The sequence below is a fragment of the Cobetia sp. PDI-12MA genome (assembly GCF_059507695.1).
This window is the reverse complement of the sequence record NZ_CM183351.1, coordinates 2,864,770-2,879,994: the sequence shown is the minus strand read 5'-3', so window position 1 is coordinate 2,879,994 and position 15,225 is coordinate 2,864,770. Positions and strand designations below refer to the sequence as shown.

The window sequence follows — 15,225 nt, the reverse complement described above, 5'->3', positions numbered from 1 at the left end:
ACTCTAGGTCAAAGTTGACGTTAACGTAAAGGTCATTATGCAGCGCTTTGACCAAGGTCGCAGGACCTGTGACAGAAGGCCTGGAGGGGGCTCGAGGGGGAGCGCCAGGTCGAGTAGCTCAGTTGAATGACGTCAGGGGAGAGAAAGTCAGTTCAGGAAACGAAATTGCTCCGGCATCGCCGGGGTGACTTGATAAGCTGAGACGCTGTAGTCACTGTTGATTGAGGAAGTCGTGAGGGCGTCAGTGGGGAGCATTCCCGTCACCTGCCTGGTGTCACCGGCACTCTTTGGTGTGCAAGTGCGCCGACTCGCCAGCGCTTTCCGCCATTTCAGACTCATGCTCACCTGCCTAGAAGGACCTACTCGATGAGTGATGACACCGCCCCGGCAGTCCGCTTCAGCGGCCTGCACAAGGGCTTTGCCGGTCAGCGCCTGTTTGAAGGCATTGATCTTGAACTGCCGCGTGATCGCATCACCGCCCTGGTCGGTGCCAGCGGCTGTGGCAAATCGACCCTGCTGCAGCTGGTCAACGGCCTGATCCGCCCGGATGAAGGCGAGGTGAAGGTATTCGGCGCCGCCGTCGATTACGCCAACCTGCCAGCCATGCGTCGCCGCATCGGCTATGCCGTTCAGCAGATCGGCCTCTTTCCCCATCTCAGCGTGCGCGACAACGTCGCCATTCTCGCTGACCGCGAAGGTTGGAGCGCCGAACGCGTAAAGGCACGCATCGCGCGCCTGTTCCAGATGATGGACCTCGACATGGCGCTGCTGGCCCGCTATCCCCACGAGATTTCCGGCGGTCAGGCTCAGCGCGTCGGGCTGTGTCGCGCCATGATGCTGGAGCCACCGTTGCTGCTGCTCGATGAGGCCTTCTCGGCCGTCGATCCGATCACGCGCATCGAGGTGCATGCCCAGTTCCAGCGCATGCAGCAGGAGGAGCCGCGCAGCGTGGTGATGGTCACCCACGACATGAACGAGGCGCTGAGCCTGGCTGATCACATGGTGGTGATGGCACCCGGCGTGGTGCTGCAGGCCGCCAGCCCCGACACCATCACCACGGCGCCAGCGGATGAGCGCGTGGCCCGACTGCTGGAGGCACGCGCATGAAGACGCTGATGACGACTCCCGTCCTGCAACGCTCGCGCCGCGGGCTGTCTGGCGCCTTGATGGTCGCCGGTCTGGCGCTTGCGAGCCTGGCCGCTCTGGCAAGCAGTCCGCTTGTGAGCGCGGAAGAGGAAGCCGCGGCATGGCCAGAGGACAAGCCGATCGTGGTCGGCTCCAAGGCTGACCGTGAAGGCCATCTGCTGGGCGAGATATTCGCACAGGTGCTGGAGGACGCCGGCTTCACGGTCGAGCGCCGTCTGGGACTGGGGCAGACCATCATCACCTATCAGGGGCTGGCGGAAGGCGAGCTGGATGTCTATCCCGAATACACCGGCACTCTGGCCCACGCCATTCTCAATCTGGATGATGTGCCCCCGCTCGAGACGCTCGATGAGCTGAGTCGCGAGCGGGGCCTGCGCGTGCTCGAGCCGCTGGGCTTCAACAACACCTACGCCGTCAGCATGCGCCGCGATCAGGCCGAGTCGCTGGGCATCAGTACCATCGGCGATATGGCCGATCACCCGGACCTGTCCGTCGCGATGTCGCATGAGTTCATCAAGCGGCCGGATGGCTGGCCGGGACTGGCGGCGGAATACGGGCTTTCCCAGGTGCCGCGTGGCATCGAGCACGGCATCGCCTATCAGGCGCTGCGCGAGAGCAAGATCGACGCCACCGATGCCTATTCCACCGAGGGCGACATCAAGCGCTTCGACTTCGTGCTGCTTGAGGACGACAAGGGCTACTTCCCTGAGTATCTGGCGGCGCCCTTCGTGAATGCCGCCTTGCCGGAGGATGCCGTCGCGGCGCTCAACCAGCTGGCGGGAAGCCTCGATGAAGACAGCATGCAGGCGCTCAATGCCCGCGTCTCTACTGATGAGCAGAGCTTCGCCCAGGTCGCCAGTCGCTTCATTCAGGAGCAGGGCATCACCACCGAGCAGCGGGAAGTCAGCGGCGCCAAATGGGACAAGCTGGGCACCAATCTGATCGAGCACCTGCAGTTGACGCTGTCCGCGCTGCTGCTGGCGTGTCTGGTCGGCCTGCCGCTGTCCTTGCTTGTCTATCGCAATCCGAAGGTCTCGCGGGTGGTGCTCTACGTCACCGGCCTGCTGCAGACCATCCCTTCCATCGCGCTGCTGGCACTGATGATTCCGCTGTTCGGCATCGGCGTGGTGCCGGCGGTGATCGCGCTGTTCGTCTACTCCTTGCTGCCGATCATCCGCGCGGCGATCACCGCGCTGCTGACGGTGGACCCGCTGCTGGTCAAGGTGGCACGTGGCATGGGACTGACGCGTCGTGAGCAGCTGCGTCATGTCATCCTGCCGTTGGCGACGCCCAACCTGCTCACCGGCATCAAGACAGCCGCCATCATCAACATCGGTACCGCGACGCTGGCAGCCTTCATTGGTGCCGGTGGTCTGGGCGAACCGATCGTCACCGGGCTCTCGCTCAATGACTATGATCTGGTGCTCTACGGGGCGATTCCTGCGGCATTGCTGGCCATCTGTGCCGAGCTGCTGTTCGAGCTGTTCGAGCGTCTGGTGATACCTGCCCACATGCGCGGGCTGAAGGCTCGCTGAGCCGGGAAAAAGCGGCGCGGTACATTACACGACAATCATGTCGCAACTCTTGTACAAGGCGTGCAGAAAAAAAGGAAAGGCTGCTGTGAAGGTTTAACGTTGGTCGTCGATCAGCGTAATGTGGAGGGGAAAGTATGGGCTTGCAGACAGGGCTTGCTGACAGGGTTTGCAAACAGAGCTTGCAGACAGCGCCGGGCAGTCCTGGACGGCTCGAACGTGCAGCAGCCTCTACCCCCTTTGAAGGAGAGATTCATGCGTATCAAAAATCTGTTTCCGATTGCACTGGTCGCGGCGACTCTGGCCCTGAGTGGTTGTGGCCTGTTCGATCATGGCCACGGCCATGGTGGCCATGGTGGCCATGGTGGGCATGGTGGCGGTGGCAAAGGTCACGCGATGATCGACACCCCGGCCAGCGCACCGGCAGATCATCTGTCCTGATCTAGCCTCGCCTGTCGGTTGACGAAAAAGCCGCCCCTTTCTGCCTCACGGCAAGGAAGGGGTGGCTTTCTTGTTTCGTGTCCATGTGCCTATCTGAGCTGAGCTGTATGGGGCTGGGCTGGGTGTGCGAGGACGGTGCTTTCCGTCGCGATGCTTTGAGTAGCGGTGCTCTGTGAGCGGCGAGCAGCAGGTGCCAGGCAGGCGGCATAAAAAAGGCCTCCCTATGGGAGGCCTGCAAGCACGTCACCGTATGTCTGCCGTGACGCTCGGTGCCCTTGGGACAAGGGACGACCGATAGAGGTGCCGACAGCTGCGGTTTCCGAGTCCGGAAGCGCTACCAGCTGCCATCCATGGCATTGTGTCACCTGATCAGCCGTTCATGGCCTGGGGGAGATAGAGCACGATCTCCGGGAAGACGTGCATCAGCACGATGGAGAAGATCATCAGCAGGAAGAACGGCAGCGTCGCCTTGGTGATGGTGATGATGTCCTTGCCGGTCAGGCTCTGGATCACGAACAGGTTGAAGCCTACCGGCGGGGTGATCTGCGACATCTCGACCACGATGATCAGGTAGATACCGAACCAGATCAGGTCGAAACCGGCGGCTTCGATGACCGGCATGATGATGGAGGTCACCAGCAGGATCAGCGAGATGCCGTCGAGGAAGCAGCCCAGAACCAGCAGGAACAGTGTCAGCACCACCAGAAGCATGGTCGGGGACAGCCCCAGGGTGGCGATGCCTTCGGCCAGCTGCATCGGAATCTGGGTGAAGCTCATCGCGGAGGACAGGAAGGAGGCACCGGCGATGATGAAGGCGATCATGCACGAGGTGCGCAGCGCCGCGAACAGCGATGCCTTGAAGGTGGCGGCCGTCATGTGGCCGTTGAGGCGCGCGATGATCAGCGACAGTACCACGCCGACCGCGGCCGCTTCGGTGGGTGACGCCAGACCACCGTAGATGCTGCCGAGAATGCCGCCGATCAGGGCCAGCAGCGGAATCAGCTGGGCGCTGTTGCGCAGCTTGGCCATGAAGCCCATGTGCGGCTCGTCATGGCCGGCACGGCCCTGCGGCTCACCGACGACCTTTGACCAGATCGCCAGGTAGCCCATGAACAGGGCCAGCAGCAGCATGCCCGGCAGGACACCGGCGATGAACAGACGCGAGATGGACTGCTCGGTGACCACGCCATAGACGATCATCATGATCGACGGCGGAATCAGCAGACCGAGGGTCGAGGCGCTGGCGAGGGTACCGATGGCCAGGTTGCTGTCGTAGCCGCGGCGCTCAAGTTCCGGCAGCGTCATCTTGCCGACGGTGGCGCAGGTAGCGGCGGAGGAGCCGCACACGGCGGCGAACAGACCGCTGCCGATGATGTTGGAGTGCAGCAGACGGCCGGGCAGGCGATTGAGCCACGGCGCCAGGGCGCGGAACATGTTGTCGGCCAGTCCCGAGCGGAACAGGATCTCGCCCATCCACACGAACATCGGCAGGGCGGTCAGGTCCCAGCCGTAGCTGGCACCCCAGAAATCGGAGGCCAAGATCGGGCCGGTCTCGAAGGTGGAGAAGAAGGTCAGCACGATCCAGCCGGTGCCGATCAGCGAGAAGGCGACCCACACGCCGCTGCCGAGCAGCAAGGCGAGGGCCAGCAGAGTGACGAGGATGAGTGTCAGCATGTCATTCGGCTCCGTCTTCGGGCTCGGGCGCCACGTAGCTTGAGGGCGCGGTGAAGGCGGTGCGCAGCGTGGCGATCAGGGTCTCGAGAATCGCCAGGCACAGCAGGCCGGTACCGGCGACCAGCACGCTCTGCGGAATCCACAGCGGCAGCGCCAGCAGGCCGGAGGAGATGTCGTGGTACTCGAGGCTCTCGCCGACCAGCAGTACCAGTTCATGGGTGATCAAGACGCTCAGGCCGAGTGCGATCAGCAGTGCGAGGCTTTCGATCCACACGCGCACGGCGGCCGGCAGGCGGTTGATGACCAGCGTCACGCGGATATGGGCGTGATGCGTGAAGGTGTAGGCGAGGCTCAGGAAGGTGGCGCCGACCAGCAGGAAGGCAGCCATTTCCGACACGCCGGAGATCTCGAAGCCGAGACGCTCGGCGCCGAACATCACCATGATGGCGTCGATCAGGCGCAGGAAGACTTGCAGGCTGACGAGGGTGCAGATCAGCAGCATGCAGGCCGCCGCACCCCACGCGCCGAGGCGATAGAGTCTGTCGAAGAAATAGGTCATGACGGGCGCTCACAGGGAAGGTGAGGGTGGCCACGCGATGCTGCGCACAGGCTTGTCCGTGGGTCACCTGCCGGCGGGCGGCAGGTGTCGGAGTCTCGAGTGGCGTACCGCGTGGCGGGATAGCAACGCTGCAGCTGGGGTCAGTCAGGACATCCGCAGCGCTCAGGCAATGCTCAGACGTTGCTCAGGCAGTGCACGGTCGATGCGCTTGGCCACATGTCCAGCATTCAGCGCCGGGCAGTCGGGCTTGCGAGGGGATCTCAGGCATCCAGATCTGCGCGGTAGCGCTCGAGCAGCTGCTGGCCTTCTTCACCGGCACGCGACTTCCAGTCCTGGAATAGCTTGTCACCGGCGGCCTTCAAGTCTTCCGCCAGCTTGGCGTCGGGCTCCGTGATGGTGAAGCCATTCTCGGTCAGCACCTTGGCGCTCTCGGCAGCATCGGCCTTGCTGGCTTCCCAGCCGCGGGTCTCGGCGGCCTTGGCGGCATCAAGCACGGCTTGCTGAGTGCTCTCGTCGAGGCGATCGAAGGCACGCTTGTTGACGAAGACGATGTTCTTCGGCAGCCACAGCTTGGCGTCGTTGTAGTGCTCGACGTAATCCCAGGCCGACATGGACTTGCCGGTGGAGCTGGAGGTGATCATCGCGTCGACACGACCGGTGCTGAAGGCGGTGGGGATGTCGGCTTCTTCGGTCTCGGTGGGCTTGCCGCCGACGTTCTCGACGAAGCGCTGGGTGTTGATGTTGGGCGCGCGGATACGCAGGCCCTTGAGCTGGGAGACGTCGGACAGGTCGAAGTCGGTGTAGATACCCTGGGCCGGCCAGGCGACCGCGTACAGCGGCATCAGGCCTTCCTTGGCGAACAGCTCGGTGATGTCCGGCTTGGAGGCCTGCCAGAGGGCGAAGGCTTCTTCGTAGCTGGAGGCGACGCCCGGCAGGGTGTCCAGCTCGTAGACCGGCGATTCGTTGGAGAGTATCGACAGGAAGATTTCACCGGCCTGGACGGTGCCACGACGCACGGAAGGCTTGATCTCGCCGTGGGAGATCAGGGAACCGCCGCTGTGCACGGTCACGGTCAGCTCGCCATCGGTGGCCTCGGTGACCTCCTCGGCGAACTGCTTGGTGTTCTTGGTGTGGAAGCTGGCATCGCCATACGGAGTGGCGAGGTTCCACTGTGCCGCGAGTGCCGAGCCACTGAAGGCCAGGGCACCCACTGTCGCCAGCCAGGCGAAGGACTTGACTGTCGGGGTCTTGCGAGTGAGGGAATCGTTGGGCTTACGCATGTCTTGTTCCTCATTATTATTGAATGTTGTCGGCAGACAATTTCATTCTTCAAGCGACGGGCCATCCCGTCCAATCGTTAATTCTGATTCGCAGTATCGATGAAATCTTTCATAGTGTCGTCGCATGAAAGCCTTTGGCGATATTGTTAGACCTTGGTCTGATGCTGGCCTGATGCGGAGCGGGGCGCGATCAACCCTGACTCAGCGCATGACAGGCGGTCTGATCAGGGAGTGGAATGCGCGTGTTGCTGCGAGTAGGTCTCGGCACATTGGCAGCCGAGGCGTGCCACGCTGGCACAGAAATCGGGGTAGTTGGCATTGCGCCAGATGGCTTCATAGACCATTGGCGGCAATGGGATCCTCAGTGGCAGGCGCACCAGTTCGCCGTGGCTGATGACATCCTCCACCGTAGCGACCGGCAGTACGCCGATGCCAAGCCCTTCGCTGCTCATGCGCAGGATGGTCATCAGGGTGCTGGTGCAGTGCACCTTGGGCTGGGTGATGCCCTGGTCCGACAGATAGCTGACCAGCTCGGTATAGGGGCGCGCCTGCTTGCTGAAGGAGATGAATGGCGTGGAAGCGAAGCGTTCGCCATCCTCGGCCAGCTGCTCGGCGAGGGCCGGTGAGGCGAACATGCCCATCTCGAAGGTGCACAGCGGGGTCTGGGTGGCGTAGGGCCCCATGGCGGCGCTGTCCATCGCGAACAGCATGTCGAGATCATTGTCGGCCAGACGCTGATGCAGAGAGGGCGAGATATCGACGGTCATTTCCAGCGTCAGCTTGGGATAGCGTTCGGCCAGCTGGCGCATGAAGGCGGGAAACCAGCTGTTGGCGATGGTCTCGATCACGCCCAGGCGCAGCGTGCCCGAGAAGGCGCCTTCTTCCTGAAACAGGCGCATGGCCTCGTCGCGGCCACTGAGCAGGCGCTCGGCGTGGGCGAAGAACTCACGCCCGCGCAGGGTGGGCTGGATGGGGCGGGTGGCGCGTTCCAGCAGGGATTCGCCGACGGTGGCTTCCAGGCGGTTGATGCGGTCCGAGATGGAGGGCTGGGTCAGGTGAAGCTTGGTCGCGCCCTTGCGGAACGAACCAAGCCGGACCACCCAGACGAAGGCCTCGAGTTCCTTGAAGTCGAACATGGCAGATGCCCCGTGATGAATCGTTGTGACCGCCCATCTTGCCGCATGCAGCGCGGGGCGTCAGCTTTCATCACGGGGTCCGGCCCGCGTCAGACCGGGCGTGGGCTCGGGCGCCTGCGCGGGTCGCTCAGGTCATTTGCGAAACAGCTGGCTCTCGCGGTCCTTGAAGGCCTTGAATTCCAGCGCATTGCCGGTGGGGTCGAGGAAGAACATCGTCGCCTGTTCGCCGGGTTCGCCCTTGAAGCGGATATGGGGCTCGATCTCGAAGGTGACGCCCTCGGCGATGAGGCGGTCCGCCAGTGCCTGCCAGGCGTCCATCTCCAGCACCACACCGAAGTGTGGCACCGGCACACCATGGCCATCGACCGGATTGCGGTGCTGAGCGACGGCGCTTGCCGGGTCGGCCAGCGCCGGATTCAGGTGACAGACGAACTGATGGCCATAGAGGTCGAAATCGACCCAGCTGTCGGACGAGCGGCCCTCGGGGCAGCCCAGAAACTCGCCATAGAAGCGGCGTGCCTCGGCGATATCGCGGACCTGGATGGCGAGGTGGAACGGATCGCTGACGGCCATGGTGAAACTCCTGTTGTTGTAGGGGGATTCGGCTGAGCAAAGCGTGACTTCAGACAGGCGGTGGGCGGGGAGACAGGCCCTGCCGCCACTGCTCGGCTCGCCCAAGACAGAAGCATGACGCGCTCTGTCGGGCAAGCGATACACGGCCGGTGCTTTCATGGCGCAAGATGATGAAAGATTTCACCGATATGACGAATCATAAAATACGATTGGATACCAAGGCGGCCCCTTACATAGAGTGGAGGCATAACAACACACAAGATCTGACCTGTGAGGTTTTGCTATGTCCCGCTCTGCTCCCTCCCTCCCCCTGCTCAACTGCGATATGGGCGAAAGCTTCGGCAACTGGAAGATCGGTCTGGATGAAGAGGTCATGCCCTTCGTCGACTGCGCCAACATCGCCTGTGGTTTCCACGCTTCCGACCCCACCATCATGCGCCGCACCGTGCGTCTGGCGGTCAAGCATGACGTGCGCATCGGCGCGCACCCGGCCTACCCGGACCTGCAAGGCTTCGGTCGTCGCTCGATGGCGTGTTCGCCTGCCGAAGTCGAGGACATGCTGCTCTATCAGATCGGCGCGCTGGATGGCATCTGTCGCGCCGAGGGCACTCGTGTCCAGTACGTGAAGCCGCATGGTGCGCTCTACAACGACATGGCCGCCGACCCGACGCTGCTGCGCGCCGTCATGCAGGCCGTGGTGCGCTATGACGCCAGCCTGCCGCTGATGGTGATGGCGACCGCCAACCCCGCGCCGATGCAGGCACTGGCCGACGAGATGGGCATCACGCTGTGGTTCGAGGCTTTCGCCGACCGCGCCTACGATTCACGCGGCCACCTGGTATCGCGCCGTGAGCCGGGCGCCGTGCATCATGACAGCGAGGTGATCATCGCCCAGTCCGTGACGCTGGCACGTGGTGAAGCGCTGACCGACAGCAGCGGCGGTGACCTGGTGCTGTCCGCCGATACGCTGTGCGTGCACGGTGACAACGCCGAGTCCGTGGCCGCGGTGCGCGCCATCCGTGAAGCCTTCGATACGTTGGCGGGTGCCTGATGGCGGGGGCTGATAGCCACGGCCGTGGCACGTCACCGCAACTGCGCCTCGAGACCGTCGGCATGGACTCGCTGATCATCCGGCTGTTCGATCGCATCGAGGAATCCAACATGACCTGGGTGCTGGCCGCCGACAGTGCGCTGCGTGAGGCCTTCGGCGCGGCGCTGGTCGATCTGGTGCCGTCCTACACCACGCTGCTGCTGCACTACGATGTGGCCGCGCTGGAAGAAGGCGAGGCGCGTGCCCGCATCCAGGCCGCGCTGGCGGATCTCGCGCCGGGCAGTGGCCAGCAGGGACAGCTGCATGAAGTGCCCGTCTGGTATGACGACAGTGTCGGGCCGGAGCTGGCGCCGATCGCCGCGCGGCTGGGCATCAGTGTCGAGGCGCTGATCGAGCGCCACGGGGCGCATGACTACTGCGTGTTCGCCCTCGGTTTCGCGCCCGGTTTCGCCTTCATGGGCGTGCTGGAAGAGGCGCTGACCACGCCGCGTCTCAAGACGCCGCGCCAGAAGATCGCCCCCGGCAGCGTCGGCATCGCCGACCGTCAGGCCGCGATCTACCCGTCTCGCTCTCCCGGTGGCTGGAACATCCTGGGCCGTACGCCCATCACCCTGTTCGGGCGCAATGAAGCCGGTGAACCGTCCAGTCGCTTCATGCCCGGTGATCGCGTGCGCTTTGTCTCCGTGAGCCGAGAGGAATTCGTTCGCCTGGGCGGCGATGTCACCCCGCTGGAGGAACGCGCATGAGCGACGTGAAGACGAAGACGACGCTGCGCGTCGAGCGCAGCGGTGCCCTGGCACTGGTGCAGGACGCTGGCCGTCTGGGCGTGCGTCATCTGGGTGTGACCCAGGGTGGCGCGGCGGACTGGGTGTCGCTGGGCTGGGCCAACTGGCTGCTGGGCAACGCCCATGATGCGCCGGGACTCGAGATCACCATGGGCGGCGGCTTGCTGCTCAAGGTCGAACAGGCCGGCACCCTGGCGCTGTGCGGCGCGGACCTGGCCGCGACCCTCGACGGCGAGGTGCTCGCGCCGGGTCAGGCCTTCGAGGTAGCCTGCGGACAGCAGCTAAAGTTCGAGCGTCCCGTCGCCGGGCTGCGCGCCTATCTGGCCTTCCCCGGTGGCCTGGATGTCGCCCCGGTGCTGGGCAGCGCCGCCAGCACGGTGCGCGACGGCCTCGGCGGGCTGGATGGCGAAGGGCGAGCCCTGGCCAGCGGTGATGTGCTGACGGCTGCCAGCAATGAGCTGTCGCTGCGCGAGCTGCCGGCGTCGGCACAGGCATGGCAGCAGTCGCTGCCCCCCGAGGAAGGCGAGGCGCTCGAATTGCCGCTGGTCGTGGGGGCGCAGATCGCCGAGTTCAGTGGCGACAGCCTCTATCGCGCCTTCAACAGCGAATGGGCAGTGGATGGGCGAGCCGATCGCATGGGCGTGCGCCTGACCGGCCCGCGTCTCGAGCGTGAAGGAGCGGGCATGGTGTCCGAGGGTATCCCGCTGGGCGCCGTGCAGGTGCCGGCCGATGGCCAGCCCATCATATTGCTCAATGATCGCCAGACCATCGGCGGCTACCCGCGCCTTGGCGCGCTGACGCCACTGGCCTGCGCACGGCTCGGACAATGTGTGCCGGGTACCCGGGTGCGACTGGCGGCCGCGACGCCGGGCCAGGCGCGTCGCGATCACCTCGAGGTGCTGGCCGGCTGGCAGTCTTGATGCGCCTCAGCGTATCTTTCAGCTCGACGCCTGCAGGCCAAAACGTACAGACCTGAGCCACTGGATCTAAGCGCGCAGACAAAAAAAGGGCCTCCAAGTGGAGGCCCTTTCGGTTTTCCCGTGAGGGAATCTTTGATGCTGTTGGGAGTGATTGATCAGATCACGCCCTTGATGAACAGATTCCCGGAGAAACGTTGCGCGAGCATCGGGAAACGTTGCACTGACTCGTGGGTATCGATGAAACACGAAGCAATGCGGTCATCATGTCGGGCACATTACCCTCACATGCTGACGGGTAACGAACGGCTTTTCCCCCGAACGGGACTGTACTGGCAAGAATAACGGTTGAAGCAGGCGGATGCCAGTCATTTGCGAGCGCTGTTTCCTAATTTTTTCTCGTCACATCCCTGCGGTGAGTTCTGCTGATTCATCGCGCCCTTCACTGCCTGGCAGAACGCTTGCGCAGGCGCCACAGGTGAACCTCCAGCCAGCCGGCTTCCAGGGCCAGCATCAGGTTGCGTTGCATCAGGGAAAAGGCCGGGCCGAAGACCAGTTCCGGCGTCAGGCCGCGGGCGGCCAGCATGGCCGGCGAGGGCGCAGGCGCGTCCTCGCGGTAGGCGATGGGCTGCTCGCCGGTACTCTCGCGCATGCGGCGCGCCTGCCAGCTCAGCACCTGATCGGTCAGCTCGACATGGGCATCGACCTCGAAGCCGCTGCTGGCCATTGCCTCATGCAGCTCCTCGCAACTGGCCAGTTGGTCGCCGCGCGGTGACAGTGCCCACGGCAGTGGCAGGGCAGGACGCTCGCCAAACGCCTGCGCCTGCACGCTGAGCACCGGCTCGTGCAGCAGGAGGTAGCCATCCTGCTCGAGACAGTCATGCCACTGCGTGAGCGTGCTGGCCTTGTCGCTCAGATGCACCAGCAGGTGCTGGCTGAAGAGGCGATCAAAGCGGCGACCCGACAGTGCCGGATGCAACTCGGGGTAGCAGGCGTCGCCCTCCAGCACGCGAATCGACTCGCGCAGTCCGGTGGCCCGGTTGAGGGCGATTGCCAGCTCGCAGAGGCTGCTCGAGAGATCCAGCGTGGTGATGTGATGGTCAGCGCCGGTGTCACGCGACTGGCTGGCAACATGTCGCGCCAGCCCGCCGAGGCCTGCGCCGAGTTCGAGCATCGAAAGCCCCCGCGACTGGGGTTCCAGCCGGGCGAGGGCCAGCAGCTCGCGAGTGCCCGTCACGCCACCCAGGTGCAGTTGGTCCAGCCCGGCCAGTGCCATGACCGGTAGTTCGCCGCTCGGGTGGGCATCGATCAGCGTCTCGAGCGCCTCGTCGAGGGCCGCATGATGATGACTCGCCGCATAGTGGGCGACCTGCTGACGAGCGCTGCTCAGGTGGCGTGTGGCGGGAGTGTCATCCTCCCCCTCACGTGACGTACTCACCTGGCCAGCCCCAGCTCTTGTGTCGCGGCCTCGCGCATCTTGAACTTCTGGATCTTGCCGGTCACGGTCATCGGGAATTCCTCCACGAACTTGATGTAGCGCGGCACCTTGAAGTGAGCGATACGTCCCTGGCAGAACGCCTTGAGCGTCGGTTCATCGAGTTGCTCGCCTTCCTTGAGCTTGACCCATGCCATCACTTCCTCGCCATACCGCTCATCGGGCACGCCGATCACCTGCACATCCGACACCGCAGGGTGGGTGTAGAGGAAGTCCTCGATCTCGCGCGGATAGATGTTCTCGCCCCCGCGGATGATCATGTCCTTGATACGTCCCACGATCGTCACGTAGCCGTCTTCATCCAGCGTCGCGAGGTCGCCGGTATGCATCCAGCGGCCGGCATCGATGGCCTTGGCGGTGGCCTCCGGGTTGTTCCAGTAGCCCAGCATCACGCTGTAACCTCGCGTGCACAGCTCGCCCTTCTCGCCGACTGGCACCACGCGCCCGCTGTCAGGGTCGATGATCTTGATCTCCAGATGCGGATGCAGGGTGCCGACGGTGGAGACGCGCTTGTCCAGTGGCGCCTCACGCGTGGTCTGCAAGCTGACCGGGCTGGTCTCTGTCATGCCGTAGGCGATGGTGACCTCGCGCATGTGCATGCGCTCGATGACCTGTCGCATCACCTCGATGGGGCAGATGGAGCCGGCCATGGTGCCGGTGCGCAGGCTGGTGAGGTCGAATTCGGCGAAGCGCGGGTGTTCGAGTTCGGCGATGAACATCGTCGGCACGCCGAACATCGCGGTGGCGCCTTCCTCGCTGACCGCCTGCAGGGTGGCCAGCGGATCGAAGCCCGCTTCCGGATAGACGATGGCGGCGCCGTGGGTCAGGCAGCCCAGATTGCCCATCACCATGCCGAAGCAGTGATAGAGCGGCACCGGCATCACCAGCGTGTCGTGCTCGCTGAGATTCATGCGCTCGGCGACGAAGAAGCCGTTGTTGAGGATGTTGTGATGCGAGAGGGTCGCGCCCTTGGGGGCGCCGGTGGTGCCGGAGGTGTACTGGATGTTGATCGGGTCATCGAAGGTCAGACTGGCCTGCAGCTCCTTGAGTGTCTCGACGCAGACGCTATCGGCTCCGCTGAGCACATCCTGCCAGTTGAGCATGCCGGGCAGGGCATCCTCGGCCTCGAAGCAGATCAGGCGCCTGAGGCCCGGCAGCGCGCCATTGTGGATGCCATCACGACCGCGGGCCTCTTTGGCCTCAGGGAACAGCTCCTCGAGGATCGTCACATAGTCGGACGCCTTGAAGCGAGACTGGAAGATCAGCGTCGCCGCGCCGGATTGCTTGAGGGCGTAGGCCAGTTCATGGCCACGATAGCTCGGGTTGAGATTGACCAGCACCACGCCGATCTTGGCGGTGGCGTACTGGATCAGCGTCCATTCGGCGCGATTGGGCGCCCAGATGCCGACGCGGTCGTCGCGCTCGATGCCCATCGCCAGCAGGCCGCGCGCCACGCGCTCGACCTCTGCGTGCAGTTCGGCCCAGGTGTAGCGCAGTCCCTGATGGCGACTGATCAGGGCATCGCGCTCGGGCCAGCGCGCGCAGATGCGATCAAGGCAATCACCGATGGTTTCTCCCATCAGTGGCGTGTCGGAGGTGGTGCTGAGATAGCTGACTGACCGGCTTGCGCGTGTCATTTCGCTGGCAGGCTGGCGTGTGGCGATGGCGTCCTGTGACATGATGCTTTCCTGTGTCCTTGATTGTTATTGGTGAGGCAAGGCTTGTCAGGGGGAGCCGCCTCAGGGAGGCGGTGACGCTGTGTTGTCGTTCTTATCGTTCTTATCGTTTTTGTCGTCTGGTCGTGCTGTCGTGTCGTGAGTCGCTTGGTCAGCGGGCGACGCGCTGCTCTCCGGCAGCCTGCTGTCGCCCGCACTCGCGAGGCGCTGGTCTCTCCCGGGGTGAATGTTCTCCTGATGGGCAGTTTTCCATGGACAGTCTAGTCGCTGTCACTTGTATGGCTGTTATTTATATAACTGTCAGCTATATAGCTGTTGCTGGCGCGAGTGGGGCTTGGCGTTATGGACTCCAATCAGCTCTCGCTGTCGCCAGCCAGGCGGGCGAGGGCTTCGCGGGCACGTGTCTCGACGTCATCCAGCTCGCGTTGCATGGCGGTGAGATCGCGCAGCTGACGCTCAAGGCCCTCGCGCTTTTCGCTCAGAATGCCAAGCAGGCGCGTGAGCTGTTTCTCGCCACCGCCGTCGGCGGCGTCGTAGAGGTCGACCACTTCACGAATCTCGGCCAGCGAGAAGCCCAGTCGCTTGCCGCGCAAGGTCAGCTTGAGACGCACGCGGTCCTTGTCGCGATAGACGCGTGTCTGACCGCGTCGCTCCGGGTGCAGCAGTCCTTCCTGCTCGTAGAAGCGGATGGTGCGCGTGGTCACGTCGAAATGCCGTGCCAGCTCGCCGATGCTCCAGGTGCGCTGGGTCGGACGGATGGCATCGCTGGTGCTGGTGGTGCTCAGCAGGGACTCCGTACCGGCGTCGTGCCTCGTGCCATCAGGCGTTGCTCGGGATCTGGGGTCAGGACTCGGGGTCATCATCGTATCTGTCATGGGCGCTGCCGCTCCGGATGCTGTGCGCGCCAGGGAGAGGGGAGTGCTCCCTGGCGCAGTGGGTGCCAGCGGCGTCTGGCCGTGA

Annotated in this window: 14 protein-coding genes; 6 read left to right on the top strand and 8 right to left on the bottom strand. The window is 64.0% G+C overall.

Features of this window, described 5'->3' with window-relative positions:
• Positions 1 to 366 precede the first annotated feature (366 nt).
• The 3 genes from AC5WNI_RS12290 (at position 367) to AC5WNI_RS12280 (ending at position 3,119) form a co-directional block, all read left to right on the top strand.
• Positions 367 to 1,107 (top strand): ATP-binding cassette domain-containing protein, encoded by a 741-nt coding sequence (locus tag AC5WNI_RS12290; RefSeq protein ID WP_285461469.1) that lies wholly within the window; start codon positions 367 to 369, stop codon positions 1,105 to 1,107.
• Positions 1,104 to 2,681, top strand: a complete 1,578-nt coding sequence (locus tag AC5WNI_RS12285) for a glycine betaine ABC transporter substrate-binding protein (protein ID WP_495928518.1) — start codon at positions 1,104 to 1,106, stop codon at positions 2,679 to 2,681. Before AC5WNI_RS12290 ends, AC5WNI_RS12285 begins: the two co-directional genes overlap by 4 nt.
• 252 nt (positions 2,682 to 2,933) lie before the next feature.
• A complete protein-coding gene (locus AC5WNI_RS12280; RefSeq protein WP_487885775.1) occupies positions 2,934 to 3,119 on the top strand; it encodes a hypothetical protein in 186 nt (61 codons plus the stop codon).
• A gap of 369 nt (positions 3,120 to 3,488) precedes the next feature.
• On the opposite strand, the gene AC5WNI_RS12275 is transcribed toward AC5WNI_RS12280, so the two are convergent.
• From AC5WNI_RS12275 to AC5WNI_RS12255, 5 genes are all read right to left on the bottom strand, one after another.
• A complete protein-coding gene (locus tag AC5WNI_RS12275) occupies positions 3,489 to 4,793 on the bottom strand; it encodes a TRAP transporter large permease (RefSeq protein WP_175088593.1) in 1,305 nt (434 codons plus the stop codon).
• A 1-nt stretch (position 4,794) separates the two neighbouring features.
• Entirely contained in the window at positions 4,795 to 5,352 is a 558-nt protein-coding gene (locus tag AC5WNI_RS12270; protein ID WP_043331335.1) for a TRAP transporter small permease, read from the bottom strand.
• A gap of 260 nt (positions 5,353 to 5,612) precedes the next feature.
• On the bottom strand, positions 5,613 to 6,632 hold the full coding sequence (locus AC5WNI_RS12265; RefSeq protein ID WP_487885774.1) for a TRAP transporter substrate-binding protein: 1,020 nt from the start codon (positions 6,630 to 6,632) through the stop codon (positions 5,613 to 5,615).
• Positions 6,633 to 6,856: 224 nt separating this feature from the next.
• Positions 6,857 to 7,768, bottom strand: a complete 912-nt coding sequence (locus AC5WNI_RS12260) for a LysR family transcriptional regulator (RefSeq protein WP_285461465.1) — start codon at positions 7,766 to 7,768, stop codon at positions 6,857 to 6,859.
• A 132-nt stretch (positions 7,769 to 7,900) separates the two neighbouring features.
• Positions 7,901 to 8,341, bottom strand: a complete 441-nt coding sequence (locus AC5WNI_RS12255; RefSeq protein WP_054555510.1) for a VOC family protein — start codon at positions 8,339 to 8,341, stop codon at positions 7,901 to 7,903.
• A 283-nt stretch (positions 8,342 to 8,624) separates the two neighbouring features.
• Here AC5WNI_RS12255 and AC5WNI_RS12250 point away from each other — a divergent pair, with 283 nt between their 5' ends.
• Genes AC5WNI_RS12250 through AC5WNI_RS12240 form a run of 3 tightly spaced genes read left to right on the top strand, consistent with a single transcriptional unit; the run spans position 8,625 to position 11,097 of the window.
• Positions 8,625 to 9,392 carry a 5-oxoprolinase subunit PxpA gene (locus AC5WNI_RS12250; RefSeq protein WP_054555509.1) on the top strand — a complete coding sequence of 256 codons (768 nt, stop codon included), beginning with the start codon at positions 8,625 to 8,627 and terminating at the stop codon, positions 9,390 to 9,392.
• Complete coding sequence (locus AC5WNI_RS12245; RefSeq protein ID WP_175088597.1) at positions 9,392 to 10,138, top strand: 5-oxoprolinase subunit B family protein; 747 nt, start codon at positions 9,392 to 9,394, stop codon at positions 10,136 to 10,138. Before AC5WNI_RS12250 ends, AC5WNI_RS12245 begins: the two co-directional genes overlap by 1 nt.
• On the top strand, positions 10,135 to 11,097 hold the full coding sequence (locus tag AC5WNI_RS12240) for a 5-oxoprolinase subunit C family protein (RefSeq protein ID WP_285461463.1): 963 nt from the start codon (positions 10,135 to 10,137) through the stop codon (positions 11,095 to 11,097). Before AC5WNI_RS12245 ends, AC5WNI_RS12240 begins: the two co-directional genes overlap by 4 nt.
• 439 nt (positions 11,098 to 11,536) lie before the next feature.
• Here AC5WNI_RS12240 and AC5WNI_RS12235 read toward each other — a convergent pair whose 3' ends face one another.
• From AC5WNI_RS12235 to AC5WNI_RS12225, 3 genes are all read right to left on the bottom strand, one after another.
• Positions 11,537 to 12,532 (bottom strand): SAM-dependent methyltransferase, encoded by a 996-nt coding sequence (locus AC5WNI_RS12235; protein ID WP_175088599.1) that lies wholly within the window; start codon positions 12,530 to 12,532, stop codon positions 11,537 to 11,539.
• On the bottom strand, positions 12,529 to 14,226 hold the full coding sequence (locus AC5WNI_RS12230; protein WP_487885786.1) for an AMP-binding protein: 1,698 nt from the start codon (positions 14,224 to 14,226) through the stop codon (positions 12,529 to 12,531). The genes AC5WNI_RS12235 and AC5WNI_RS12230 overlap by 4 nt, the downstream gene beginning before the upstream one ends.
• A 392-nt stretch (positions 14,227 to 14,618) precedes the next feature.
• Positions 14,619 to 15,140, bottom strand: coding sequence for a MerR family transcriptional regulator (locus AC5WNI_RS12225; protein WP_348994677.1), 522 nt, complete (start codon positions 15,138 to 15,140; stop codon positions 14,619 to 14,621).
• Between the last annotated feature and the right edge of the window lie 85 nt (positions 15,141 to 15,225).